This window comes from Streptomyces sp. NPDC017520, assembly GCF_044329855.1.
In the GTDB taxonomy this organism is placed as follows: Bacteria; Actinomycetota; Actinomycetes; order Streptomycetales; family Streptomycetaceae; genus Streptomyces.
On record NZ_JBIRKB010000018.1, the window covers coordinates 78,402 to 101,873 of the forward strand.

A 23,472-nucleotide genomic window follows, 5' to 3' on the forward strand; every position below is an offset into this window, starting at 1 on the left:
GAGTTCGACGACAGGGCCTAGTGCCGGAGGGCCTGCGCCGCCTCGCCCACCGCCCGCTCCACCGCGGCCGAGACGGCCTCCTTGTCCAGACCGAGGCCGGTGAGCACGCCGGAGCCGTCCTCGAACTCCAGCAGGGCCAGCAGGATGTGCTCGGTGCCCACGTGGTTGTGGCCGAGCCGGAGCGCCTCGCGGAAGGTCAGCTCCAGGACCTTCTTGGAGTCCGCGTCGTACGGGATCAGCTCGGCCGCCTCGTCCACGGCGGCGGGCAGCACGGCGGTCGCCGCCGCCCGCACCGCGTCCGCCGTCACGCCCTGCCCGGTGAGGACGCGGGCGGCGACGGCCTCGGGCTCGGCGAGCAGGCCGAGGATCAGGTGGGCGGGGACGATCTCGGCGTGCCGGGCGGCCTGGGCCTCGTTGTGGGAGGCGACCACCACGTTGCGGGCGCGCGGGGTGAAGCGGTTGAAGCCCTCGTTCGGGTCCGGGTCCGAGGAGCCGCCGCCCTTCTTGGGCACGAAGCGCTTCTGGGCGGCCTGGCGGGTGACCCCCATGCTCCGGCCGATGTCGGTCCAGGAGGCGCCGGAGCGCCGGGCCTGGTCCACGAAGTGGCCGATGAGGTGGTCGGCCACGTCTCCGAGGTGGTCGGCGGCGAGCACCGCGCCGGAGAGCTGCTCCAGGGCGTCGTCGTTGGTCTGCTTGATGGCCTCGATCAGATCGTCGAGGCGCACGGACGGGGTGACGGGAAGAGGCTGCGTCATGTGACAACCGTAGGTTGACACCTAGAAAGTGTCAACCTTGAGTTGTCAGTACGGTGCGGCCTCCACCCCCGCGGATCCCGGCTCAGAGGTCGAGGTCGACGACCACCGGGGCGTGGTCCGACGCGCCCTTGCCCTTGCGCTCCTCTCGGTCGACATAGCTGTCCTTGACGGCGGCGGTGAACGCGGCGTTGCCGAAGGTGAGGTCGATCCGCATGCCCTTGTTCTTCGGGAACCTCAGCTCGCGGTAGTCCCAGAAGGTGTAGGCGCGGTCGTACTTGAGGGGGCGGGGCAGGACCTCGCTCAGCCCCTCCGCCTCCAGGGCCGCGAGGGCGGCGCGCTCGGCGGACGTCACATGCGTGGCGCCGGCGAACAGCGCCGGGTCCCAGACGTCCTCGTCGGTCGGGGCCACATTGAAGTCGCCGAGGACCGCGAACGGCAGGGCCTTCGCGGCGTCCGCCGCCACGGCCTTCCGCAGGGCCTCCAGCCAGCGCAGCTTGTACGCGTAGTGCTCGTGCGCGACCTCGCGGCCATTGGGCACGTACACCGACCAGAGGCGCAGCGGGCCGCAGGTCGCCGAGATCGCGCGGGGCTCCCGCACCCCGTCGTACTCCGGGCCGTCGGGCAGCCCGGTGACGACGTCGGCGAGGCCGACGCGGGAGAGCAGTGCGACGCCGTTCCACCGGCCGGTGGCGTTGACAGCGGATTCGTACCCCGCCTCGCGCAGGGCTTCGGCGGGGAACTGCTCCGCCGTGCACTTGGTCTCCTGGACGCACAGCACATCGGTGCCGCTGCTCTCCAGCCAGGCCAGAAGCCTCGGCAGCCGGGCGGTGATCGAATTGACGTTATAGGTGGCGATGCGCATGGCAGCCAACCTAGCGGCTCCCACTGACAGTCGCCGGGGGGCTCACAGCTCGGTGACCCCGCCCGGCGCCAGCCGACCGTGGTCCGCGCCGCCCAGGGCCCCGATCTGGTTGTCGTAGATCGGCCGTGCCAGATCGGTCAGCAGGGCGTCGTGGACGTCGATGGCCCGCCGCGGCTTGACCTCGCGCACATAGTCGATGACCTCGGAGATCTTGTTCCAGGGAGCCATGACCGGAAGCAGGAGGGTGTCGACGGGGCGGCCGGGAACGGTGAGCGCGTCGCCGGGGTGGAAGACCGAACCGTCGACGAGGAAGCCGACGTTGGTGACCCTGGGGATGTCCGGGTGGATCACCGCGTGCAGCTCGCCGTGCACGGTGACGTCGAATCCGGCGGCGGAGAACGCGTCCCCGTCGCCCACGGTGTGGACCCGCCCGGGGAACGCGGCCGACAGCTGCTCGGCCACGCTGCGCAGCGTCCAGATCTCGGCCGCCGGATTCGCCTCCAGGCCCGCCCGCAGCCGCGCCTCGTCGAAGTGGTCCGGGTGCTCGTGCGTCACCAGGACGACATCGGCGCCCAGCGCCGCGTCGTCCTCGGAGAAGCCCCCGGGGTCGATGACCAGGACCCGCCCCTCCTTCTCGACGCGGACGCAGGAGTGGGTCTTCTTGGTGAGGGTGAGTGCCCGAGGCGATGCGTTCATGGTTCCATCCTGCTACGCGGGCGGCGTGGTTTCCTCCTGGATCACCTTCTGCGCGACGGCGAACGCGGCTCCGGCGGCCGGGAGTCCGCAGTAGACGGCGGTCTGGAGGAGAACTTCCTTGATCTCGTCGGGCGTCAGGCCGTTGCGCAGGGCGGCGCGGGTGTGCGCGGCCAGGCCCTCCAGATGGCCGGAGGCGACGAGCGCGGTCAGGGTGATGCAGCTGCGGGTGCGGCGGTCCAGGCCGTCCCTGCTCCAGACCTCGCCCCAGGCGTACCGGGTGACCAACTCCTGGAAGTCCTCGGTGAAGCCGTCGGCCGAGGCGTTCACCGCGTCGACATGGGCGTCGCCCAGCACCTCCCGGCGTACCTTCGTGCCCTGCTCGTGCCGGTCGTCCGGCGACGGCGCGGAGGTCTCGGGCTGCGCGGCGGCCGGGGCGATCTCGGCCACCGGGGCGAACGGGGCGGCGGGCGTCGCGGGCCCGGGGACCAGCGGCAGCACGGGGATCGCCGCCGAGGTGTCCTGCTGCCAGGCGGTGGAGAAGTGCATCAGCAGCAGGTCGCTGACGGCGGCGGGCTGCTCGACCGGCGCGAGGTGCGAGGCCCCCGGGACGAGCGCCAGGCGGGCGTCCGGTATACCGGCGACCAGCGTGCGGGCCTCGGCGGGCCCGGTGACCTGGTCCTCCGCCCCGACCAGCACCAGGGTGGGAACACCGATCCGGCCCAGCGCGCCGCGGATGTCGAACGCCGCGAGCGCCTCGCAGGCGGCGATGTAGCAACCGGGGTCGGTGGTGCGGACCATCTGCACGGCCCATTCGACGATGGCGGGCTGCGCGGCGGCGAAGCCGGGGGTGAACCAGCGCTCCGGCGCGGTGCGGGCCATCGGCTCCAGGCCGTTGGTGCGGACGATCACGCCGCGCCGGCGGAACTCGTCGGCCGTGCCGAACCGGGGCGAGGAGGCGATGAGCGCCAGCGAGGCGACCCGGTGCGGGTGGCGCAGGGCCAGGTCGGCGCCGACGGCCCCGCCGATCGAGCAGCCCGCGTAGCCGAAGCGCTGGACGCCGAGCCCGTCCAGCGTCGCGAGCAGCCGGTCGGCCAGATCGGCGACGGACGCGGCGGCGTGCGCGGGGGCGCCGCCGTGGCCGGGAAGGTCGTAGCGGAAGACCCGCCAGTGCTGGGACAGCTCGGGTATCTGGCGGTCCCACATGTGCCACGTCGTGCCCAGCGAGGGCCCGATGACCAGGACCGGGGCGTCCTCGGGCCCGTCGAAGCGGTACTGCATGGATTCTGTCGCCTTCTCACTCACCGTTCCCACACTCCCATATCCCCCGGAGCCGCCGACCGGCGGGGGACAGGGTGCGCGATCGGCCGCGTCGAGCGTTACGGGGATGGAGCGCCGCACACGCCGGCCGCTCCCTTTCACTCACCGGAGAAGAAAGAGAGCTGACCCTACGCGCACGCAAAGATATGCAAATGAACGGCGTTTCTCGTCCACGGGCGGCGACCGGCCCGTGTATCAGTTGACGGATTCCTGACTATCGGAGCTCCACGGAAGAATCCGCCTTCCCGTGACGGAGCAGCGCGGCGCACAGAGCACCGAGACTCAGTACGCACAGAAGAGTCCGAAAGACATTCGCCGGCACCCAGACCGATTTGAAGTCGTCGATCACCGCATGCAGGTTCTGGGCGGACGCGGGGTCGCCGAGCGCCGAGAGGTCCGCGTTGAGGGGAAGATTGACCGCGACGGTGAGGACGAGCGCCAGCAGGTAGCAAACGGCCGCGACGTTCAGTGGCAGGGCCACCGCGCGGCGCTTGCGGCGGAAGGCCACGATCGCGGCGGCGACCGTGAGTCCCAGCGCGGCGAGGAAGACCAGGCCGAACAGCGGGCTGCCGTCGATCGCCGCGTTGAACCGCTGCATGGCCGCCGCGTACGCGGCGTCGTCCAACTCGGCCAGGCCCGGCATCACGGAGATGTCGTACGCGAAGAACAGTCCCGCCATCAGCCCCGTGCAGAGCACCGAAGCCACCAGCAAGGGCACGGTGACGCGGTCGCGGGCGGGCGGAGCGCCGCCGTGCCGGCCCGCCGAGCAGGAGGCGGCGTGGGGAGGATAGTGGCTCATGTCGCGAGTCCTGTCGGTCGGATGGACCACTCCGGATGGTGGCGTACGGTGCGCACGGCAGAACGGTGGCGTACGGTGCGCACGGCAGAACGGAACGTCCGCGCGGTGCGCGTGATCATCCCAGCAGGTACAGGGCCCCGAGGTCCATACCCCACACGCTCACGCGCATACGAGGGCGTCACCTCGGGCGGTCGGGGGACGCGGCCAGGCACTCCTCCAGGAACGTCAGAGCCCGCGCGTGGTAGAGCGGGGCGGTCTGACCGAGGCTGAGGTTGTGCCCGGCCTCCGGCAGACGTTCCACGACGGGGCGGCGCGTGCCCGTGAAGCTGGCGGCCACGGCGGCCAGTTCGTCCCGGTCCAGGCGCCACCAGCCCTCGTAGGCGCCGAAGGTGAGTCGCACGGGGCAGCGGACGTGGGCGGCGGCGGCCGGAAACCGGGCCGGCCACCACCCGGTCTCCTCCTCCTCGGCGGCCGGGACCTCGCGGAGCAGGGCTCGGCCGGCGTGGAAGGTGCCGCGCGGGTAGAGGCGCAGCGGCCCCCAGTTGAGCTCTCCCGCGCCGCCGCCCAAAGTGTCCGGAAAATGGGCGGCGGCCGGTGCGTAGTGCCAGCCGCAGCCGTTGAGGTCGATCCCGACCAGACGATCGGCGGCCGTCGCCCCGGACCAGGGCTCCCCCGCCAGGTGCAGGGCCACCTTGCCACCGTCGGAGTGCCCGAGCAGGAAGAACCCGGCGCCGACGGGGTGCAGTTCGGCGTACTCGGCGAGCGACCGGCGCAGCAGCCGCGCCTGTTCGGCGAGCGGCAGGCCGCGCGGGAGGGCGGCACGGGAGAGGCCGTAACCGGGCCGTTCCACCGCGAGGACGGTGTGGCCGAGCGCGGTGGCGAGGGCGAGCAGCGAGGTGTGCGGGGCGACCGGCCCGGCGAAATAGCCGGGCGACATCGCCCGGCCGTGGATGGCGACGAGCACGGACCTCGGCGCAGTGGAGGCCGGTTCGGCCCGCCAGGCGCCGAGGCGGAGGGGGCCCCGGCCGAGCACGATCTGCTCCACGCCCTCGGGGGCGAGGTCTCTCGGGGCAACGGCCTGCTGGGCTGCGGACTCCGTCGGCGCGGTGTTCACGCGGGCACGCCTTCGGCCTCGTCGACGGGGCCTGCCGGCAGCTCCGGCCCGGCGGGCGTCAGCGTGTCGGCCACGGGGACGGGGTGCGGCAGTCCCGGGGGCGCTTCGACGGTCAGCGGGACCACGGCGCGCCCGGCCGTCCCGGTGTTCGCGGCCAGGTGCGCGTCGAGCTCGGCCAGCCAGGCCTCCACGCTCGGGGCGCGCAGGAGTGAGGTGCCGATGAGCAGCCCCCGATAGCCCTCGGCGAGCAGAGCGGCGGCGGTGGTGGGATCGCTCACCGCACTGGCGCTCACGGGGCAGAGCGTGCCCGCGGCGCGTACGGCGGGCAGCAGCGCGCGGCTGCGGTACAGGTCCCCGGCGCCCCGTTCGCGTGCGGTGATGTCCTTGTTGTTGACCGCGACGACGCAGGTCTGCGGGTCCGGCAGACCGATCGCCTCCTCGGCGCGGGTGATCTCCACGAACGGGGTGAGCCCGTGCGCCTGGCACTCGCGGGCCAGGTCGTGCAGGGACTCCCGGGGCAGCAGCGCGGCGGTCAGCAGGACCGCCGAGACGCCCGAGCGGGCGGCGGTGGCGATCTGGTCGCGCCTGGTCACGAAGTCCTTGAGCAGAACCGGGACGTCCACGCGCGCAGTCACTTCGTGCAGCATGGCGGGCGACCCGCCGAACCACCGACCGGTCACGACGGACACGCACGGGGCTCCGGCCCGCCCGTAGGCAGCGGCGACGTCGCCGGGGGTGCGGCCCCGCAACAGGTCGACGCCGTACGCGTCGCGAGATTTCACTTCCATGATCACGGGGCGCTCCGCGCCGAGGAGCGCGGAGAGAAAGGACTGCGTCATCGGGTCTCTCCTCATGAAGTAGCGGGGTGTTCCCCAGGGAGTGGGGCTGAGGTCGCGGCCCAGGCGCGGTCCAGCACCGCGACCCGGGCGGGGTCGAGCGGACCACCGTCGACACGGGCGGCATGGTCGATGTCGACGCCCCGGAACCCGGGGTGCGCGGCGAAGGCGTGGCCGGAGGCGTCGGCCTCGCTGAGGCCGCCCGCGAGGAGGAACGGCAGGGGCAGGGTCGGCAGCAGTGCCTCCAGTGCCTCGGCCGGCACGCGGTGGCCGGTGCTGCCGACCGCCCCGCCCCGGGTCGCCGCGTCGACGAGGAACAGATCCGCCCCGGCACGGGAGTACGCCTGAAGGAAGGGCCGCTCCACGCACGCCCCGTCGAGGACGTGCACCGCCTTGACCAGCACCGCGTCGGGCAGGGCCGAGCGCAGAGCGGCGACGGCGGCGGGCGTTTGGTAGGCATGGAGCTGGATCCAGCGCACCCGGGCGGCGCGGGCGGCCGAGGCGATCCGGTCGGCGTCGTGCAGGAACGTGACGAGCACGGGCTCGGCCCGGCCCGCGGTGCGGACGGCTTCGGCCAGTTCGGCCAGCTGAGCGCCGGTCAGGTCGCGGGCCCCGTTCTCCACCCCGTACCAGAGGCCGACGAGATCGGCGCGCGCGGCCACGGCGGCCGCCTCCTCGGGGGTGGTGGCGCCGCACACCTTGAGCAGGCGCGGGTGCGGTCCGGTGGTGGCGCTCATCCGCCCAGCCCCAGGGCCGAGGCGACGTGGTTGTACTGGATGTCGTTGGTCCCGGAGTAGAGGGTGCCGGCGACAGCCGCCCGTACCTCCTTCTCCAGGCCGACCTCGGCGAGGTAGCCCGCGCCGCCGAAGACCCGGACCGCGGAGAGGCTGGTGGACAGGGCAGCCTCACTGGCGAGAATCTTGGTGATGGCGAGGTCGGCGGTGATGTCCTCGCCCGCCTCAAGTCGCTCGGCCGTGTCGTAGAGCCACTTGGCGGAGGTCTCGGTGCGGATCTTCATCTCGACCACGCGGTGTGAGACCGCCTGGTAGTCACCGATGGGGCGGCCGAATGCCTTGCGTTCCCGCGCGTAGGCGGCGGTGCGTTCGAGACGGTGGCGCATCTCGCCGAGCTGGACGGTGAAGCCGAAGAGGATCTCGCGCTTCATGACGTGGTCGAGGACGAGCAACCCGCCGCCCACCCGGCCCAGCACCCGCTCGGCGGGGATCCGGCAGCCGTCGAGGTGCAGGGTGGACAGCGGGGCGGTCCGCAGCCCCATCTTGGCGGTCGATCCGCCGACGGACAGCCCGGGGGTGTCCCGGTCCACGAGGAAGGCGGTGGTGCCGAGCGGTCCGCCTTCCGGGCGCGTACGCGCGTAGACGACGAATACGTCGGCGATCGGGCCGTTGCTGACGAATGCCTTGCCACCGGTGAGGACGTAGTGCGTGCCCTCGCGCTCGGCGCGGGTGGTCATCGCCATGGCGTCCGAGCCTCCGTCGGGTTCGGTGATGGCGTGTGCGCCGATCAGCTCGCCCGAGCAGATCGCGGGCAGGTAGCGCTCGCGCAGCGCGTCGCTGCCGAAGGCGGTGAGCGACACGCCGGTGCTGGCCATCGAGGTGGTGGCGCAGAAGTTCAGTCCGGACTCCCGGCAGGTCTCGCCGAGGGTCTCCAGGACATGCAGGGTGGTGAGGAGGGACTGGCCCGCGCCGCCCCATCGCTGGGGGAACGGCAGGCCGAGGACGCCGCTTTCGGCGAGGGACCGCCAGCGGTGCGGTTCGAACGCGGACCGGGCGTCCGCGTCGATGTGTCCTTCGCTCAGGATCTTGCCCCACTGGGCCATGCCGGCGCAGAGCGCCTGCTGATCCGCGTCTCGATTCCTCATGGCGGAGCCTTCCGTACGGGCCGTGCGGGTGGCCTCGGTCGATGACGGGTGGAGGGATGACGGCGGTTCTCCGCCGTCATCAGGTCGGCCGGCGCCCGTGGTTCGGGCGCCCGTCGGGTGAGCGGCCTGCGGCCTGTCGTCAAACTGCCGTCGTCGCCCGACAGATGGCAGTTCGACGAAAGTCAGTAGGCGGAGGAGACGTTCTCGTCCAGGCTGTGGACCTCGTCGCCGCGAAGCGCCGGGGCGAAGACGCAGACCAGACGCAGGTCCTCGTGGGGCGAGGCGATCAGGAAGTGCGGGTCGTTGTTGTCGAGCGAGTAGAGGACGCCCGGCGTCAGCGGATGACTGGTGCCGTCGAGTTCCACCACCTCGCCGGAGCCCTCGATGCAGTAGCACGTCTCCAGGTGGTTGCGGTACTCCAGGCGGGACTTGGTCCCGGCCCGCACCGTGGTGTCGGTGACGCTGTAGCCCAGGCCGTCGGCGTCCAGTATGAATCTGCGGCTGAGTCCGTTGCCCCAGTCAACGGTCTTGACGGTCTCGATGCTTCGGATGAGCACGTGGGTCCTCCTTCGGGCGGACGGTGGCAGGACGGCCGAGTGCGGCTACGAAGGAGCGGTAGCCGTCGACCGGGTCGGACCCTGCCTCCAGGCTCCGTTCCAGCGCGGCCACTCCGGCGGAGCCGACGATCGCCGCGTCCGCGCCGCTCAGGGCGACGGCGGCGAGATCCTCGGCGGTGGACACCCCGAAGCCGACGGCTATCGGGGAGACGGTGAGGTCGCGAAGGCTGCCGACGAAGGGCGCGAGGCCGGCGTGGCCGCCCTCGGGCGTTCCGGCGCCGCTGCGCCCGTAGCGCGCGACCAGGTAGAGGTATCCGGTGGCATGGGTCGCCGCCTCGGCGACCGTGGCCGGTGAGCTGGCCGGGTAGCAGGTGGTGACCTCGGGCAGGCCGGCCGAGCGCAGCGCCTCGTGGTGGGCCGGCCGCAGCCGGGGCGGCAGACCGTGGGCCAGGAGGGCGTCGGCGCCGCAGTCCGCCACGGCGCGGGCGTAGTCGGTGGGCGGGACGGCGCGCAGGCTGTGGCTCCAGTCGGCGAGCACCGCGATCCTCAGCCGCTTCAGCGTCGGTCGTACGGTGGCGACGAAGGCGAGGGTCTCGCGCAGGCCGACGCCCTGTGCCAGCGCCCGGTCGGCGGAGCGGCGCACCACGGGCCCGTCGGTGGGCGAGTCGGGGAAAGGGACGGCCAGTTCCAGGCAGTCGACGTCGGACTCGTCCAGCAGCGCGACGAGATCGGTGAGGACGGGTAACGACGGGTCGCCCGCGTTGAGGAAGACCGCCAGGCCGAGCTCCCCGCGGGCGCGGGCCTCGGCGAAGAAGTCAGCGGCCATGGTCCACCCCCGTCAGCCGCTCCAGCAGGTCGAGCGCCGCCCGTTCGTCGAGCGCCGCGCCCGCCTCGGCGACCGCCTTCGCCCAGTCGTCGCGATGCCCGGACGCCATGGCGAGCGCGGCGGCGTTGAGCTGGAGGGTGGCGCGCAGGGGGCCGCCCGCCCGGCCCGCGAGGACGGTACGGAAGTGGTCTGCGACAGCCTCCCGGGAGACCGGGGCGAGGTCGTCGGGCGATCCGTCGGCGGGCACGAGGTCGCCCGCGCGAAGCGTCAGCGTGCTGCCGTCGGGAAGGTGGATGGTGTTGTCGCAGATGCTGAGGAGTTCGTCCGCGCCGAGCGGGTTGGTGACCAGCCACGTCGTCGGGGCTCCCGGCCGGGCTGCGACGGCGCGCAGAGCGGGCGGAAGTTCGCCTCCGCTGACCCCGGTGACCTGGGCGGACACCGGGACATCCGCGAGGAACGGGCCGACGGTGTTGAGGAACCGGCCGAACACCCGCATGGACGTCGGCACGGCCAGCCGAGCGAGCCGGGCCAGCTGCGCGGGGTAGACGAACGGCCCGGTGAAGGCGATCCCGTGGGCGTCGAGTTGGCCGGACGCCCGGTCCAGTGAGGCGCAGAGCGGGACGCCCAGCCGGTCCAGGAGGTCGATGGATCCGGTGCGCGCGGTGTGGGCGCGTGAGCCGGACTTGAGGACCCGGACCCCGCAGGCCGCGGCGACCAGGGCGGAGGCCGTGGAGAGGTTGACGGTGGGCGGCCCGCCACCGGTGCCCACCACGTTGACGGTGCCGGGCCACGGCGTCGCGGGCCGCGCCGGGCGCCGCCGGTCCAGTGTGTCGAGCAGAGCGAGCAGGCTGTCGGTCTCGGGCAGGGCCGCGGTGAGCGAGGCGAGGAGCGCCACCGCGTCACCGCGGTCCAGTGCGCCGTCTGCCAGCGCCCGCCACAGTGCGTCCCACTGGTCCGGGCCGGCCGGTGCGCGCCGGTCGACGATCGGGACGAGGGCCGGGTGCACGGCTCAGCCGCCCGTGGCGGCGGCGCTCCGGGAGCGCGCGATGTAGGCGTCGATGGCCCTGACGCTGCGGAAGTTGTCGGGGTCGAGGTCGGTGTCGCCGACCGCGAGCCGGAAGTGGTGCTCGACCCAGGCGATCAGCTTGAGGACGCCGAGGCTGTCGAGGGCGCCGTCGGCCAGGAGGTCCAGGTCGTGCGGGAGTTGGGAGGGGGCGAGGTCGGGCAGGAACTCCCGGACGATGTACTCGCTGATCTGGTCGGTGTTGCTCACAGAATGCTCCTTGGCGGGTTGCTCGTACAGGGTCTTGGGGAAGGCTTCGGGCCTGGCGGGGGCCTGGGGCGTGTCCGGCGGATCAGGGCCGGATAGGCCGCGGACCCGGTCAAGATCCGCCGGACACGCCCTAGGACGGGCGGGTCGGACCGGTCATGCGGTGGCGGCGGTGGCGGAAGCGGTCACCGTCGCGAGCGCCCGGCGGTCCACCTTGCCGGTGCCGGTACGCGGCAGGGGCTCGCGTACGGGGATGAGGAGGCCCGGCACCCAGCCGCGGGCCAGCCGGGCGGTGCAGTGCCGTTTGAGGTCGAGGCTGGTGGCGGTGGAAGCGTGCTCCAGCCGGACGACCGCGACCAGGCGGCGGCCCTCGACCGGGTCGGGGACCGTGGTCACCCCGGCCTCCAGCACGTCGGGGTGTTCCAGCAGCACCTGTTCGACCTCACCGGTGTTGACGGCGACGCCCCGGATCTTCACCTGGTGGTCGAGTCGGCCGACGAGCCGGAGGGTGCCGTCGGTGTCCCTCTCGACCAGGTCCCCGGTGCGGAACCACCGGGTGCCCGTGCCGCCGTCCGCCGCCGGGTCCAGGACGAACTTCTCGGCGGCCCGGCGCGGATCGGCGTACCCGGTGCTCTGGAAGGGCGTGGCGACCTCCAGTTCGCCGCGGCCGGGCCCGGTCAGCAGCCGGCCGTCGGAGTCCCGCAGTCGGAGGCGTACGCCCGGGAGGGGGCGACCCAGCGGCATCGGGGTGGTGGCCGGCAGGCGCCGGTCGACCTCGTGGATCAGGCTGTCGTTGGTCTCGGTGCAGCCGTAGATGTTGTACAGCCGGGCGCCGGGGACGAGTTCCGCGAGGTCGGCGAGCACCTGCTCGGGCATCACGTCGCCGGTGAACGCCGCGTGCCGGACGGTCTCCAGCGGGTCGCCGTCCTCCGCGCGGGCCTGGGCGCAGACCAGGGCGTGGAGAAGGGGGACCGCCTGGACCACCTCGACGCGGTGGGTGCGCATCAGGCGGAGCAGCCTGGAGCCGCTGGCCGCCGTCGAGGCGTCCACCAGCACCACCTGGCCTCCGTGCGCGAGGGTGGTCCAGACGTCGAGCAGGCAGAGGTCGAAGTTGAGCGGGGCGTAGTTGAGGACGGGGGTGGACTCGGTGATGCCGAAGGCGTCGGCGGCCCAGCCGGTGAAGGCGTCCACGGCCTTGTGCGGCAGGGGGACGGCCTTGGGGATGCCGGTGGAGCCGGAGGTGGTGAGAACCAGGGCGGTGCCCGGCGGCACCGCTCGCCCACGGCGCTCGCCGCCGTGCGGGGCCGCCGCCGTGACGGTCGGCCCGGTGAGCGCGTACCGGCAGCCGGCCTCGGCCATCACCGCGGCGAGGTGGTCGGACGGCAGGGTGGGTGAAGGCAGCAGCGCGGGGCGTCCCGAGGCCAGGCAGGCGAGGATGGTGGCGACGGTCCCGGGCGACTTGTCGTCGAGCACGGCGAGCGTGGCGCCGACAGGCACGTGTTCGGCGAGGCGGGCCCGGGCCGCGTCGGTCGCGTCGGCCAGTTCCCGGTAGCTGGTGGGTGTGCCGTTCCACCACAGGGCGGGAGCGTCCGGGGTCTTCTCGGCCCAGCGGAGTACGGCGTCGGCGGTCCCTCCGTACCGCTCGGCACTGTTCATCGGCCGGCTCCGGTCGCGGGGCCCAGCCGGAGCCAGCCGCTCTTGACCGCGGCGGCGCCCTGGGAGCGCACGGTGAACGCGACGGTGTCCCCGGCGGCGGAGGGCGTGAGGTCGAGGGTGGTTCCCTCGCCGGGCAGGACCGGGCGGGCGAAGCGCGCGCCGACGGCCAGGACCCGGTCGGCGTCCCCGTCCGCGTAGCGTTCGGCGGCCTCCTCCACTGCGAGCGAGACGAGGCTCATGCCGTGCGCGATGACGTCCGCGTATCCGGCTCGCCGGGCGGCCTGCGGGTCGAGGTGGACCGGGTTGAGGTCACCGGCGACGTGGCCGTAGTCGGCGATCCACTCCCGGTCGATTCCGAGTTCGCGGCTGACCGTGGCGCCGGGCTCCTCCTGGCGGGGCACGGCCGTGGGGACGAGCGTTCCGCGCGGTTCGGGGGCCCGGATGCCGACGAGCAGGATATGGGCGGTGAGCCGGGCCTGTTCGGCGCCGGTCGTCCGGTCGGTGAGCGTGGTGGTCAGGACGAGCCGGGTGCCCTTGGGTTCGGCACGTACCGCGTCCAGCTCGGCGGACGCGTCGAGCGGGACCCCGGCGCGCACCGGGTGGTGCAGCTCGATCTCCTGGGCGAGGTGCACCAGGGTGTACGGGCCGTTCCCGGCGGCGAGACCGGCGACGGTGCGTTCGGCCAGCGGGTGGGTGAGGACGAACGCGGCGAGGGGGCCCGTCCCGGCCCGGTCGGACGCCGGGCGGCCGAGCGCCCGGCGAGTGACGGTGCGGTAGCGGCGGGCGGCGCCCGCGTCGAGGATCGGGGCGGACAGGTCGAGTGCGGATCCGGGCAGGGTCGTCATGCGGGGGTCACCGCCAGACTGCTGTTGTGGCCGCCGAAGCCGAAGGAGTTGGTCAGCGCGGGGCCGGTGGGGACAGGCCGCGGAGTGCCGTGGACCACGTCGATCTCCATCTCGGGTTCCGTCCGGGTGTGGTTGGCGGTGGGCGGCACCGCACCGGCGTTCATCGTCAGCACGGCGACCACGAGTTCGACGGCCCCGGCCGCTCCGATGAGGTGGCCGAGCACGCCTTTGCTGGCGGTGACCGGGGGGCCGTGGGGCCCGAACACCTTGGTCAGGGCGGCGGCTTCGGCTCGGTCGTTGTGCACGGTGGCGGTGCCGTGGGCGTTGACATGGGCGATGTCCGACGGTGTCAGCCCGGCGTCGGCGAGCGCGCCGGACATGGCCTCGGCGGCGAACACTCCGCCGGGGTGAGGGGCCGAGAGGTGGTGGGCGTCGGAGGTCGCGGCGTATCCGGCGATCAGGCCGTGTACCCGGCCGCCCCGGGCCCGTACGTCCGCCGCCCGTTCCAGCACCACGAAGGCGGCGCCCTCGCCCATCACGAATCCGTCCCGGCTCTCGTCGAAGGGCCGGCACGCGGTGGCGGCCTCGGTACGCGTGGAGGCGGCGTTGAGGTTGCCGAACCCGGCGAGGGTGATGGGGGTGAGGGTCGCCTCGCAGCCTCCCGCGATCACCACGTCGGCGCGTTGCTCGCGGAGCATGGCCGCGCCGATCCCGATCGCGTCGGCACCGCTGGCGCAGGTGGTGCTGACGGTGAGCGCCGGCCCGTGCCAGCCCAGTTGGAGGGCGATCTGGGCGGCGGCCGCGTTCGGCATCGTCATCAGGGGCATCAGCGGGCGTACCCCGCCGGGGCCACTCGCCGCGAAGTTGACGGACTCGGCGTCGCTGGTGGTGCGCCCGCCGACGGCGTTGCCGACGACGATGGCGCAGCGGGCGGCGGGCGCCTGAGGCAGCCCGGCGTCGGCGTGGGCGGCCAGCGCGGCGGCGAGCCCGTAGCGGGCGAAGGGATCGAGCCGCTGGGCGGCCTTGCTCGTCAGTGCCTGCTGCCAGGGCAGGCCGTGGCCGGTGAGCTCCGGCACCCGGCATCCGATGCGAATGCGGTGGGCGGCGGTGTCGAAGTGGGTGAGGTCGACCGCGAGGGAGCGGCCTGCCGAGACCGCGTTCCACAGGTCGTCGGTGGTGAGTCCGGCCGGGGTGACGGTGCCGATCCCGCTGATGGCGACGTCCGGCCGGGCGGAGCGTTCCGCCTCGTTGCGCATGGTCCTGCACTTCCTTCCCGTTCGGTGACCGGCCGTCGGCCGTGGACTCGGTGATCCGCGAGCGCATGGGGTGCGCCGCCGGCGGGGCGGTCAGCCCGTCAGCAGGCCGCACTCCCCCGCGGCCTTGAGGAAGGCCTCGGCGGCGAGCTCCACGTCCGCGTCCGTGTGCCGTGCGGTGACGGCGATCCTCAGCCGGGCCAGGTCTCGCGGTACGGCGGGGGTGACCACGGGCAGCCCGATCACGCCCAGTCGGCGTGCGGCGGTGGCCAGGTCGTAGGCCGACTCGTCACTGCCCGCGATGAGCGGGACGACGGCGGTCTCGCTGTCGCCCGTCCGCATGCCGCCCTCGGCGACCAGCTCCCGGAACCGGGCGCCGGACCGCTGAATGCGGGTGACGCGCTCCGGCTCGGCGCGCAGCACGCGCAGCGCCTCCAGGGCGGCACCCGCCGAGGCGGGGGCGAGCGCCGCGGAGAAGAGGAACGGCCGTGCGGCGTATCGAAGATGTCCGATCAGTTCGGCCGAACCGGCGACCCAGCCGCCCATGGAGGGGATGGCCTTGGACAGGGTGCCGAGCTTCACGTCCACCCGCACCTGCCGGTCGAAGTGCTCCTCCACCCCCAGCCCGGTGCGCCCGATGACGCCGAGGGCGTGGGCCTCGTCGGTCATCAGCAGCGCCTCGTGCGCGTCGCAGACCTCGCGGAGGCGGGGCAGCGGCGCGATGTCGCCGTCCATGGAGTAGACGCTGTCGACGATGACCAGGCGGACTCCGCCGGGGGTGGCGGACTCCATGCGGCGGGCCAGGTGGTCGGTGTCGTTGTGCCGAAAGCGGACCACGGTGGCGCCGCTGAGACGGCAGCCGTCGACGATGCTGGCGTGGGCGTACTTGTCGACGAACACGGTGTCGCCCGGACCGACCAGGGCGCCGATCGTGCCGACGTTGGCCGCGTAGCCGGAGCCGAAGACGATGGCCCGCTCCCGCTCGGCGACGGCGGCGACCTCGGCCTCCAGCTCCTCGTGCAGGGGGATGGAGCCGGCGAGGGCCCGCACTCCGTGGTTGCCTGTGCCGTAGCGGTCCGCGGCGGCCCGGGCCGCCGCCACCACGCGCTCGTCACCGGAGAGGCCCAGATAGCTGTAGCCGGACATCATCAGCAGCCGTCGGCCGTCGAGGTCGACGTAGGCCGTGTCGCGCTCGGCGGTGTAGGGGACGAAGCTGTTGCGGCGCTCGGGCTGCCACTCCAGGGAGGCAACCCGGCGCTGCGTCGCTTCCAGTCTCTGCGCGATTCTCCCCCACGCTGCGGATGCCATCGGCCGTCCTCTCATTGGTGACTGCCATTGCACACAGGTGCAACGAATCTGATGCGCCTCGAATTCAACGACCTTCTCGCAATCGAGACGCAACACGGGAGCAAGATCAAACAGTCACCAATCTTTCGGCATGCGCCAGAGTTTCAGATTCACTGCCCGTTAACTTTTGCAACTTTATCGCGCGGTTGACACACACTTCTTTTGAACGAGAATGCTGTTTACTCAGCTGTGGAGAAGATTTGACCAAGCCCGTTCCGGCCCACCGCAGACCTCCCACGGGACCCTCACGTCCGCTCGGTCCGCGAGTTGCGCCCCGGGCCCTGCGCACAGAACCGCACGCACGCCAGAAAGTCGACTTCCGCCATCCATGCCGCCGAAAAAGTCGTCTTAACCTTTCTTGGGGGGATCGACCGTGCTTATCAGGCTTGTCGGCCTTGTCTCCATCGAACATGAATCCGAAACCCCACGGGTCCTGGCCAGCCATCAGGCGCAGATCGCCCTGGCTCGGCTCTGCCTGGAGCGTCCTTCCGGCACAAGCCGGGAGCAACTCGCCGACACCATATGGCCGGATGGCCTGCCCAGCACCTGGGCCTCGGCGTTACGCAGTGTCGTCAGCCGCCTTCGGGCTCTCCTCTCGGAGCGGGAGAGCGCCGAGCCGGCGGTGATCGCACGCGGCGGGCGCTACCTGCTCCAGCTGCCGGAGTACGCCCAGGTAGACGTGGAGCGCGCGGAGCAGGCCGCCTTCACCGCCGCCGGCGCCCACCGCGAGGGCGACCACAGCACCGCGCAGCGGCTCGCCACCACCGCCGTGTCCCTGCTGCGCGGGCCATTCCTCGCCTCCCACGAGAGCGAGTGGGTGGAGTCCGTCCGGCGCCACCTCAAGGAGTTGCGGGTCTCGGCCCTGGAGACCGCGAGCAGTTCCTCGTCCGCACTCGGCGACACCCACCACGCCCTGCGGTACGCGGAGGAGGCGGTGCGTCAGGCGCCGTTCAGGGAGAGCGCCTACCGCTGCCAGATGACCGCTCACCGCCTGGCCGGGAACAGAGCCGAGGCCCTGCGGATATACCAGCAGTTGCGCATCGTCCTCGCCGAGGAGCTGGGATGCGATCCGAGCCCCGAGAGCGAGGCCGCGTACCTGGGCCTGCTGGAGCGGACCCGGCTCCCGGCGCCTCCCGCCCGGGCCGAGCGGGAAGGTTTGTCGACACACCGGCTGAGCTGAACCCGGAACGGCATCGGGGTGGAACGCGGACCGCGTTCCACCCCGATGCCGTTCTGCCGCGGTGCCGGCTCACATGATGGAGACCCCGCTGTCGATGCTGACCACCTGTCCGGTCATGCAGTCCTGGTCGAGGAAGAGGGAGACGCTGCGGGCGACCTCCTCGACCGTGACGAACCGCGGGACCGGCGCCTTGCGCGCCATGTCCGACACGATGCTCTCCGGCAGCTGATCGGTCATGCCGGTGATCATGAACCCGGGTGACAGGGCGTTCACCGTGACCCCGCGCCGGCCGCACTCCGCCGCCAGCGCACGGGTCATCCCCATGACACCTGCCTTGGAGGCGGAGTACGCGGTCTGCCCCGCCGTGGCGATGAAACCCGACGGCGATACCACGTTGACGATCCGGCCCCAGCGCCGCCGCAGCATGTACGGCAGCGCCACCCGACTGGTGTGGAACGATCCCAGCAGGTTGGTACGGATGACCTCGTGCCAGTCGTCCGGGGACTGCATCGCCATCAGGGCGTCCTTGCGGACGGCTCCGTTGTTGACCACCACGTCGATGGGGCCGAGCGCCTCCTCGACCTCCCGGTGGAGCCGCTGGGTCTCCTCCCACGAGCCGACGTCCGCGCCGACGACGACCGAGTCGTTCGTCAGCTTCTCGCTGACCGCCCGGGCCTGGTCGGCCGAGCTGCGGTAGTGGACGGCCACCCGGCAGCCCAGCGCGTCCAGTTCGACCGCCAACGCCTGCCCGAGGCCGCCCGAGGCGCCGGTGACCAGAGCCACCGGCGCCTCGGGCCGCTTGCCCGCTTCCTTTCCTCCGCTCACGCGGCGCCTCCCCAGCGCATCAGGACCGAACCCCAGGTCATGCCCGCCCCGAACCCGGCGAGCAGCACCAGCTCCCCGGCCTTGATCCGATCCGCGTCCAGCGCCTCGGTGAGCGCCAGCGGGATGGAGGCCGACGCGGTGTTGCCGTACCGGTCCAGATTGGTGATCAGGGCCTCCGGGCGCAGTCCCGAGTGCTGCATCACGGAGTTGATGATGCGGATGTTCGCCTGGTGCGGGATGAAGTGATCCACCTCAGTCGGAGAGATCTTGGCGCTCTCCAGCGTCTCGCGCACCGTCCGCACCGTGTAGCGGACGGCGTTGAGGTAGATCTCGTTGCCCTTGATCTGCGCGAAATGGAGCCCCTGCGCGACCGTTTCCGGCGTCGTGGGCATCCGACTTCCGCCCGCTTGGACCTTGAGTGCATCTGCACATGATCCGTCCGCGCCCAGGTTCCAGGCCAGAACGGGATCTTCCGGACCCGGTACGAGCACCACCGCGGCCGCGCCGTCGCCGACGAGGATGGAGAGGTCGCGGTCGGCGGGATTGGCGGTCAGGGTGTGGGTGTCCGAGCCGACGAGGAGGATCGGACGGCGGTCCATGCGCAGGATGCCCATGGCCGCGACCAGCCCGTAGACGAAGCCCGCGCACTCGGAGTTGACGTCCATCGCCCCGCCGCCGATGCCCAGTTCGTGGTGGACGAAGGCGGAGGTGGCGGGGGACGGCTGCTCGGGTGTGGCCGTGGCCACGATCAGGTGGGCGATGTCGGCACCGGTCAGTCCCGCCTTGGCGAGTGCGGCGCGGCCCGCGTCGATGGCCAGGGACGCGGTGGTCTGCCCCGGGTCCACTGCCCGCCGCTCACGGATGCCGCAACGGCTGATGACCCAGTGCTCGTCGACCCCGAAGCGTTCGGCCAGTTCGGTGCTGGTGACGACCCGCTCGGGCAGGGCCTTGCCCCACCCGGCGATGGCGAATCCACTCATGGATCCGCCTCAGGCCTCGGCCGGCTGCGGCGCCAGGTCGACCAGCTTCGCGTACACGTCCCGCATGGTCGTGGTGTCGTCCAGGTCCGCGAAGAGGGACTCGTCGGCGGGGATGTCCGGGTGCTCGTTCTGGAAGTTGTAGAGCCACTCCATCAGGTCCAACGAGTCCACACCCGGGATGTGCCGGATCGGCGCGTCGGACGTCACTTCGGTGGCTCCGGAGACGGCGGCGAGCTGGTCCGAGAGAACCTCGACAGTCGGCAGTGCCATGATTATTCCTCTCTCAACGCGACGTACGGTCGTGTCGGCATGCAAGCCGCTCCTCGCAATCCGTCCGCAACAGAGCGGTCACACGCTGCTGTTGCGGACGGATTGCACAGGTCCGCTTGGCTCCCTCTCAGCACGGTTCAGGACCGGACAGCCGTACTACGCGCTCTGCGCCCGGTCGGCAGAAGCTGCGAGGAGAGGACGAGGATGGCGACGATTGCCTCCCACACCGCGGAGCCGGAGGTGGACGCAGTCCGCCACCACTACGAGGTGGGAAACGAGTTCTACCGTCTGCTGCTGGGTCCCAGCATGATGTACAGCGGCGGCTACTGGCAGGAGGGCGAAGGCCTCACCGAGGCCCTCGACATCGCACAGGAACGCAAGCTCGACACGTTCGCCGAGCTTGCGGAAGCGGCCGGCAAGGGCCGGGTGCTGGACATCGGCTGCGGCTGGGGCACCCTGATGGACCGGCTGACACGGAAGCACGGCGTACGCGAGGCGGTCGGCCTGACGCTGAGCCGCACCCAGGCCGAGTTCATCGCGGGCCTGGACAACCCGGCCCTCACTACCCGGGTGGAGAGCTGGTCGGAGCACAGCGACCCGGGTGCCTACGACGCGGCGTTCTGCGTCAACGCGCTGGAGCACTTCGTACCCTCCAGCCTGTCACCGAAGGAGCGCACCCAGCGCTACCGGTTCTTCTTCGGACAGGTGCACGAAGCACTGGTGCCGGACGGCCGGTTCGTCCTGCACACGATGACCGCCGAGGCCCAGCCGATCGGCCGGAAGATCCTGGCGGACCTGAAGTTCCTCCAGCGTTCCGAGTTCGCCGGGATGCACATCCCGCACCTGCACGAGCTGGCGGCCGCCGCGGAGGGTCTGTTCGAGGTCGTGGAACTGGTGAACGAGCGTGAGGCGTTCGCCCGGGCCTGTCGCGCCTGGCTGGTGCTGCTCGCCGAGCGGCGCGAGGAGGCTGTGGCGCTGGAGAGCGAGGAGGTGGTGGCCCGCTTCGAGCGCTACCTGGACATCTTCGCGTACACGCTGGAGGACCGCTTCTTCAACAACTTCCGGCTGACGCTCGCCCGCAAGGGGTGACCGGGATGGCTCAGACACCCCTGGACCCGGCCCGCGATCTGCGGGTGGCGGTGATCGGCAGCGGATTCTCCGGGCTCGGCACCGCTATCCGGCTCATGCAGCAGGGCATCGACGATTTCCTGGTGTTCGAGAGGGCCGACGAGGTCGGCGGCACCTGGCGCGACAACACCTACCCGGGCTGCGCCTGTGACGTGATGTCGCACCTGTACTCCTTCTCGTTCGCGCCGAACCCGAACTGGAAGAGCACCTTCGGCAAGCAGGGGGAACTCTTCGACTACCTGCGCGACTGCGCCGACCGGTTCGGGGTGCGCTCGCGGATCCGCTTCCGACACGAGCTGACCGAGGCGCGCTGGGACGACCTGCGTAAGCGGTGGCTGATCTCCACCACGGGCGGCGACTACACCGCCCGGGTCCTGGTCACCGGCACCGGCTACCTCAGCGAGCCGGCCATCCCCGACATTCCCGGTCTCCCCGAGTTCCGGGGCGAGGTCTTCCACTCCTCCCGGTGGCGCCACGACCTGGACCTCACCGGCCGCCGGGTCGCCGTCATCGGCACGGGGGCGTCCGCCATCCAGTTCGTCCCCGCCATCCAGCCGGAGGTCGGGCAGCTCGACCTCTACCAGCGCACCCCGCCCTGGATCGGCCCGAAGAACGACAAGGCCAACAGCGCCCTCCAGACGAAGCTGCTGGCCTCCGTCCCCGGCTACCAGCGCTTCCGCCGGAACTTCAACATGTGGGGCCGGGAGGTCCTGGCGTTCGTGATGGCGCGCCCGGCCGTCGCCGGGAAGATGCAGAAGATGGCTTCCGACCACCTCAAGAAGAGCGTGCCGGACGAAGCGCTTCGGGCCCGGCTCACCCCGGACTACGTGATGGCCTGCAAACGGCTGCTCTTCTCGAACACGTACTATCCCGCGATCCAGCAGCCCAACGTCGAGCTGGTCACCGACGGCATCTCCAAGGTCACCGCGGACGCGGTGGTCACGGACGACGGCCGGGAGCGCCCGGTGGACACGATCGTGCTCGGAACGGGATTCGAGGCGGTACGCCGCCCGGTCGCCGAACGCGTCATCGGCCGCGACGGCACCAGCCTCAAGGACGCCTGGAGCGAGGGCATGAGCGCCCTGCGCGGCACGGGCGTCGCCGGGTTCCCGAACCTGTTCATGCTCCTCGGGCCGAACACCACCCTGGGCCACTCCTCCCAGGTGATCATGATCGAGGCGCAGATCGCCTATCTCCTCGACGCCCTGCGAACGATGGACAAGCGCGGCCTGGCCAGCGTGGAGGCGCTGCCCGAAGCCCAGCGCGCCTACAACCAGAAGCTCGACCAGCGGCTGGACGGCACCGTGTGGAACGCCGGCAACTGCCGCAGCTGGTATCTCGACGAGCACGGCCGCAACCCGTCCATCTGGCCGACCTACACCTGGCGCTTCCGGCGGGCCACCAGCCGGTTCGACGCCGCCGAGCACCTGCTGAGCACCAGCGAGGACCTGCGCGCGACTGTGCCCACCGCTTCCTGAACGCCGTACGCGTGACCGACGAGACATGGAGTCCCTCCCCGTGAACCTGCACACCCCTTCCCGAAGAGCAGTGCTCGGCACAGTCGGCGCCGCCGCCACGGTGATCGGCTGGAACGCCAGCGCCGGCAGCTGGGCCTGGGCAGCCGACCCGGCTCGCCGACCCGGCGACCGCATCGTGTCCGTACCAGAGCTGGACGGCACACTCACCACGGACACCAGCCAGTTCGGCTCCTACAGCCACGACTTCGGGCGGCTGGTCAACGGCACCGTGCCCTGGGCGGTCCTCACGCCGGGCTCGGTCCAGGACATCGCCAAAATGATCCGCTACGCGCGGTCCAATAAGCTGAAGCTGGCGGTCAACGGCCGCAGCGGTACCGGTGGCGACCTGGAGTCCCACTCCTGCTACGGACAAGCCGCCGTGCCCGGCGGCATCTCGGTCAACGCCCGCGGCATGGCACGCATCCTCTCCACCGGCGGCGACTCCATCACCGTGGAAGCGGGGGCGACCTGGGCGGAGATCACCGACCACCTGCTGCCCCGCGGCCGCACCCTGCCCGCCCTGCCGGACTACCTGCCGCTCTCGGTGGGCGGGACGATCAGTGTCGGGGGCATCGGCCTGACCATGGGCTCCGAGGGTCTCATCGCGGACACCGTGACCTCGATGACCGTGGTGACCGGCACCGGTGAGGTCCTCACCACCTCGAAGACCCTGCGCTCCCGCCTGTTCCACACCGCGCTGGCCGGGGGCGGCCAGGTCGGCGTCATCGTCAGCGTGACGCTGCGGACCGTGCCGGCCGCCGAGCGGGCCACCGTCTTCAGCCTGTTCTACAGCGACGTCACGGCGTTCATGAAGGACTCGGAGATCCTGCTCGCCGACCGCCGCTTCCAGATGCAGGGCGGCGAGATGGTCCGCAAGCCGGACGATTCCGGCTGGCGTTACAAGATCGAGGCGGTCGCCACGTACTCCGGCGGCCGCGTCCCGGACCGGGCGCGACTGCTGTCGGGCCTGGAGGACCTGCGCGCCGAGGCGCACATCGAGGACTACGCGCTGCGCGACTACCTCTTCCGGCTGGACGGCTACGAGGCCTTCCTCAAGGAGGCCGGGCACTGGTTCGAGGCCAAGCCGTGGCTGAGCCTCTTCCTGCCGCGCTCCTCGGCCGCCCGTTTCCTGCGCCTGGTGGAGAGCCAGCTCACCACGGAGAGTCTGGGCGCCGGGGTGCTGCTCACCTACCCGTACCCGACGTCCAAGATCACCGCGCCCATGGCGGTGCAGCCGAGGGACAGGACCGGATACCTCTTCGACCTGCTGCGCTTCCCGAATCCGGGGACCAGCGACGCCGAGGTCGCGCGGATGGTCAAGCAGAACCGCTGGCTGTACGACCGTGCCGTGGAGCTGGGCGCCAAGCGCTACCTCGTCGGAGCGGTGCCGGGCCTGACCGCCTCGGACTGGCGGCGCCACTTCGGCAGTAGCTACGGGGCGCTGTGCGACGCCAAGCGCCGCTTCGACCCCGGCAACGTCCTCACCCCCGGTCAGGGCTTCTTCGGCTGACCGAGCAGGGCCCCGGGCCGCTCCTGCGGGAGCGGCCCTTCCCGTTCATC

Annotated in this window: 24 protein-coding genes; 4 read left to right on the plus strand and 20 right to left on the minus strand. The window is 71.9% G+C overall.

Features of this window, described 5'->3' with window-relative positions:
- Positions 1-17: 17 nt before the first annotated feature.
- The 17 genes from ACH4KB_RS31730 to ACH4KB_RS31810 all read right to left on the minus strand — a co-directional run bounded on the left by ACH4KB_RS31730 (position 18) and on the right by ACH4KB_RS31810 (position 15,973).
- Positions 18-755: a Clp protease N-terminal domain-containing protein gene (locus ACH4KB_RS31730; RefSeq protein WP_398069470.1), complete on the minus strand. Its 738-nt coding sequence runs from the start codon at positions 753-755 to the stop codon at positions 18-20.
- A gap of 82 nt (positions 756-837) precedes the next feature.
- A complete protein-coding gene (locus ACH4KB_RS31735) occupies positions 838-1,617 on the minus strand; it encodes an exodeoxyribonuclease III (RefSeq protein WP_398069472.1) in 780 nt (259 codons plus the stop codon).
- Between the two features lie 42 nt (positions 1,618-1,659).
- A complete protein-coding gene (locus ACH4KB_RS31740) occupies positions 1,660-2,313 on the minus strand; it encodes an MBL fold metallo-hydrolase (RefSeq protein WP_398069474.1) in 654 nt (217 codons plus the stop codon).
- Positions 2,314-2,325: 12 nt separating this feature from the next.
- Positions 2,326-3,591, minus strand: a complete 1,266-nt coding sequence (locus tag ACH4KB_RS31745) for an alpha/beta fold hydrolase (protein ID WP_398069602.1) — start codon at positions 3,589-3,591, stop codon at positions 2,326-2,328.
- A 253-nt stretch (positions 3,592-3,844) separates the two neighbouring features.
- The gene (locus ACH4KB_RS31750) at positions 3,845-4,429 is read right to left on the minus strand and encodes a DUF1772 domain-containing protein (protein ID WP_398069476.1); all 585 of its coding nucleotides are present in this window, start codon (positions 4,427-4,429) and stop codon (positions 3,845-3,847) included.
- Between the two features lie 178 nt (positions 4,430-4,607).
- The gene (locus ACH4KB_RS31755) at positions 4,608-5,543 is read right to left on the minus strand and encodes an alpha/beta hydrolase (protein WP_398069478.1); all 936 of its coding nucleotides are present in this window, start codon (positions 5,541-5,543) and stop codon (positions 4,608-4,610) included.
- The gene (locus tag ACH4KB_RS31760; protein ID WP_398069480.1) at positions 5,540-6,382 is read right to left on the minus strand and encodes an indole-3-glycerol-phosphate synthase; all 843 of its coding nucleotides are present in this window, start codon (positions 6,380-6,382) and stop codon (positions 5,540-5,542) included. Before ACH4KB_RS31760 ends, ACH4KB_RS31755 begins: the two co-directional genes overlap by 4 nt.
- Positions 6,383-6,393: 11 nt before the next feature.
- Complete coding sequence (locus ACH4KB_RS31765; protein WP_398069482.1) at positions 6,394-7,116, minus strand: N-(5'-phosphoribosyl)anthranilate isomerase; 723 nt, start codon at positions 7,114-7,116, stop codon at positions 6,394-6,396.
- Entirely contained in the window at positions 7,113-8,258 is a 1,146-nt protein-coding gene (locus tag ACH4KB_RS31770; RefSeq protein ID WP_398069484.1) for an acyl-CoA dehydrogenase family protein, read from the minus strand. The genes ACH4KB_RS31765 and ACH4KB_RS31770 overlap by 4 nt, the downstream gene beginning before the upstream one ends.
- Before the next feature lie 182 nt (positions 8,259-8,440).
- Positions 8,441-8,815, minus strand: coding sequence for an ectoine synthase (locus tag ACH4KB_RS31775; protein WP_398069486.1), 375 nt, complete (start codon positions 8,813-8,815; stop codon positions 8,441-8,443).
- Positions 8,778-9,641 carry a tryptophan synthase subunit alpha gene (trpA, locus tag ACH4KB_RS31780; RefSeq protein WP_398069488.1) on the minus strand — a complete coding sequence of 288 codons (864 nt, stop codon included), beginning with the start codon at positions 9,639-9,641 and terminating at the stop codon, positions 8,778-8,780. The genes ACH4KB_RS31775 and trpA overlap by 38 nt, the downstream gene beginning before the upstream one ends.
- Positions 9,631-10,647 carry an anthranilate phosphoribosyltransferase gene (locus tag ACH4KB_RS31785; RefSeq protein ID WP_398069490.1) on the minus strand — a complete coding sequence of 339 codons (1,017 nt, stop codon included), beginning with the start codon at positions 10,645-10,647 and terminating at the stop codon, positions 9,631-9,633. Before ACH4KB_RS31785 ends, trpA begins: the two co-directional genes overlap by 11 nt.
- 3 nt (positions 10,648-10,650) lie before the next feature.
- On the minus strand, positions 10,651-10,914 hold the full coding sequence (locus tag ACH4KB_RS31790; RefSeq protein ID WP_398069492.1) for an acyl carrier protein: 264 nt from the start codon (positions 10,912-10,914) through the stop codon (positions 10,651-10,653).
- A gap of 153 nt (positions 10,915-11,067) precedes the next feature.
- Complete coding sequence (locus tag ACH4KB_RS31795) at positions 11,068-12,567, minus strand: AMP-binding protein (protein WP_398069494.1); 1,500 nt, start codon at positions 12,565-12,567, stop codon at positions 11,068-11,070.
- Positions 12,564-13,412 carry a MaoC/PaaZ C-terminal domain-containing protein gene (locus ACH4KB_RS31800; RefSeq protein WP_398069496.1) on the minus strand — a complete coding sequence of 283 codons (849 nt, stop codon included), beginning with the start codon at positions 13,410-13,412 and terminating at the stop codon, positions 12,564-12,566. The genes ACH4KB_RS31795 and ACH4KB_RS31800 overlap by 4 nt, the downstream gene beginning before the upstream one ends.
- Positions 13,409-14,668 carry a beta-ketoacyl-[acyl-carrier-protein] synthase family protein gene (locus ACH4KB_RS31805; protein ID WP_398069498.1) on the minus strand — a complete coding sequence of 420 codons (1,260 nt, stop codon included), beginning with the start codon at positions 14,666-14,668 and terminating at the stop codon, positions 13,409-13,411. The genes ACH4KB_RS31800 and ACH4KB_RS31805 overlap by 4 nt, the downstream gene beginning before the upstream one ends.
- Before the next feature lie 90 nt (positions 14,669-14,758).
- Positions 14,759-15,973 carry an aminotransferase class I/II-fold pyridoxal phosphate-dependent enzyme gene (locus tag ACH4KB_RS31810; RefSeq protein WP_398069500.1) on the minus strand — a complete coding sequence of 405 codons (1,215 nt, stop codon included), beginning with the start codon at positions 15,971-15,973 and terminating at the stop codon, positions 14,759-14,761.
- A 412-nt stretch (positions 15,974-16,385) separates the two neighbouring features.
- Here ACH4KB_RS31810 and ACH4KB_RS31815 point away from each other — a divergent pair, with 412 nt between their 5' ends.
- Positions 16,386-17,192: a BTAD domain-containing putative transcriptional regulator gene (locus ACH4KB_RS31815; protein WP_398069502.1), complete on the plus strand. Its 807-nt coding sequence runs from the start codon at positions 16,386-16,388 to the stop codon at positions 17,190-17,192.
- Between the two features lie 69 nt (positions 17,193-17,261).
- On the opposite strand, the gene ACH4KB_RS31820 is transcribed toward ACH4KB_RS31815, so the two are convergent.
- The 3 genes from ACH4KB_RS31820 to ACH4KB_RS31830 are packed head-to-tail and all read right to left on the minus strand — an operon-like array spanning position 17,262 to position 19,267.
- Positions 17,262-18,017 carry an SDR family NAD(P)-dependent oxidoreductase gene (locus ACH4KB_RS31820; RefSeq protein ID WP_103532640.1) on the minus strand — a complete coding sequence of 252 codons (756 nt, stop codon included), beginning with the start codon at positions 18,015-18,017 and terminating at the stop codon, positions 17,262-17,264.
- Positions 18,014-18,997, minus strand: coding sequence for a 3-oxoacyl-ACP synthase III family protein (locus ACH4KB_RS31825; RefSeq protein WP_398069504.1), 984 nt, complete (start codon positions 18,995-18,997; stop codon positions 18,014-18,016). Before ACH4KB_RS31825 ends, ACH4KB_RS31820 begins: the two co-directional genes overlap by 4 nt.
- Before the next feature lie 9 nt (positions 18,998-19,006).
- Entirely contained in the window at positions 19,007-19,267 is a 261-nt protein-coding gene (locus ACH4KB_RS31830) for a hypothetical protein (protein WP_398069506.1), read from the minus strand.
- 204 nt (positions 19,268-19,471) lie between these two features.
- On the opposite strand from ACH4KB_RS31830, the gene ACH4KB_RS31835 reads away from it, so the two are divergent.
- From ACH4KB_RS31835 to ACH4KB_RS31845, 3 genes are read left to right on the plus strand one after another with little or no spacing between them, the layout of a single operon-like run.
- A complete protein-coding gene (locus ACH4KB_RS31835; protein WP_398069508.1) occupies positions 19,472-20,356 on the plus strand; it encodes a class I SAM-dependent methyltransferase in 885 nt (294 codons plus the stop codon).
- A gap of 5 nt (positions 20,357-20,361) precedes the next feature.
- Positions 20,362-21,873 (plus strand): flavin-containing monooxygenase, encoded by a 1,512-nt coding sequence (locus tag ACH4KB_RS31840; protein WP_398069510.1) that lies wholly within the window; start codon positions 20,362-20,364, stop codon positions 21,871-21,873.
- 40 nt (positions 21,874-21,913) lie between these two features.
- Positions 21,914-23,422, plus strand: a complete 1,509-nt coding sequence (locus tag ACH4KB_RS31845; protein ID WP_398069512.1) for an FAD-binding protein — start codon at positions 21,914-21,916, stop codon at positions 23,420-23,422.
- The last annotated feature ends 50 nt before the right edge of the window (positions 23,423-23,472 follow it).

Bases quoted from the DNA above. Each gene is read 5' to 3' on its own strand.
- ACH4KB_RS31730 (WP_398069470.1), bottom strand. From the start codon at position 755: ATGACGCAGCCTCTTCCCGTCACCCCGTCCGTGCGCCTCGACGATCTG.
- ACH4KB_RS31735 (WP_398069472.1), bottom strand. From the start codon at position 1,617: ATGCGCATCGCCACCTATAACGTCAATTCGATCACCGCCCGGCTGCCG.
- ACH4KB_RS31740 (WP_398069474.1), bottom strand. From the start codon at position 2,313: ATGAACGCATCGCCTCGGGCACTCACCCTCACCAAGAAGACCCACTCC.
- ACH4KB_RS31745 (WP_398069602.1), bottom strand. From the start codon at position 3,591: ATGCAGTACCGCTTCGACGGGCCCGAGGACGCCCCGGTCCTGGTCATC.
- ACH4KB_RS31750 (WP_398069476.1), bottom strand. From the start codon at position 4,429: ATGAGCCACTATCCTCCCCACGCCGCCTCCTGCTCGGCGGGCCGGCAC.
- ACH4KB_RS31760 (WP_398069480.1), bottom strand. From the start codon at position 6,382: ATGACGCAGTCCTTTCTCTCCGCGCTCCTCGGCGCGGAGCGCCCCGTG.
- ACH4KB_RS31765 (WP_398069482.1), bottom strand. From the start codon at position 7,116: ATGAGCGCCACCACCGGACCGCACCCGCGCCTGCTCAAGGTGTGCGGC.
- ACH4KB_RS31770 (WP_398069484.1), bottom strand. From the start codon at position 8,258: ATGAGGAATCGAGACGCGGATCAGCAGGCGCTCTGCGCCGGCATGGCC.
- trpA (WP_398069488.1), bottom strand. From the start codon at position 9,641: ATGGCCGCTGACTTCTTCGCCGAGGCCCGCGCCCGCGGGGAGCTCGGC.
- ACH4KB_RS31795 (WP_398069494.1), bottom strand. From the start codon at position 12,567: ATGAACAGTGCCGAGCGGTACGGAGGGACCGCCGACGCCGTACTCCGC.
- ACH4KB_RS31800 (WP_398069496.1), bottom strand. From the start codon at position 13,412: ATGACGACCCTGCCCGGATCCGCACTCGACCTGTCCGCCCCGATCCTC.
- ACH4KB_RS31805 (WP_398069498.1), bottom strand. From the start codon at position 14,668: ATGCGCAACGAGGCGGAACGCTCCGCCCGGCCGGACGTCGCCATCAGC.
- ACH4KB_RS31810 (WP_398069500.1), bottom strand. From the start codon at position 15,973: ATGGCATCCGCAGCGTGGGGGAGAATCGCGCAGAGACTGGAAGCGACG.
- ACH4KB_RS31825 (WP_398069504.1), bottom strand. From the start codon at position 18,997: ATGAGTGGATTCGCCATCGCCGGGTGGGGCAAGGCCCTGCCCGAGCGG.
- ACH4KB_RS31830 (WP_398069506.1), bottom strand. From the start codon at position 19,267: ATGGCACTGCCGACTGTCGAGGTTCTCTCGGACCAGCTCGCCGCCGTC.
- ACH4KB_RS31835 (WP_398069508.1), top strand. From the start codon at position 19,472: ATGGCGACGATTGCCTCCCACACCGCGGAGCCGGAGGTGGACGCAGTC.
- ACH4KB_RS31840 (WP_398069510.1), top strand. From the start codon at position 20,362: ATGGCTCAGACACCCCTGGACCCGGCCCGCGATCTGCGGGTGGCGGTG.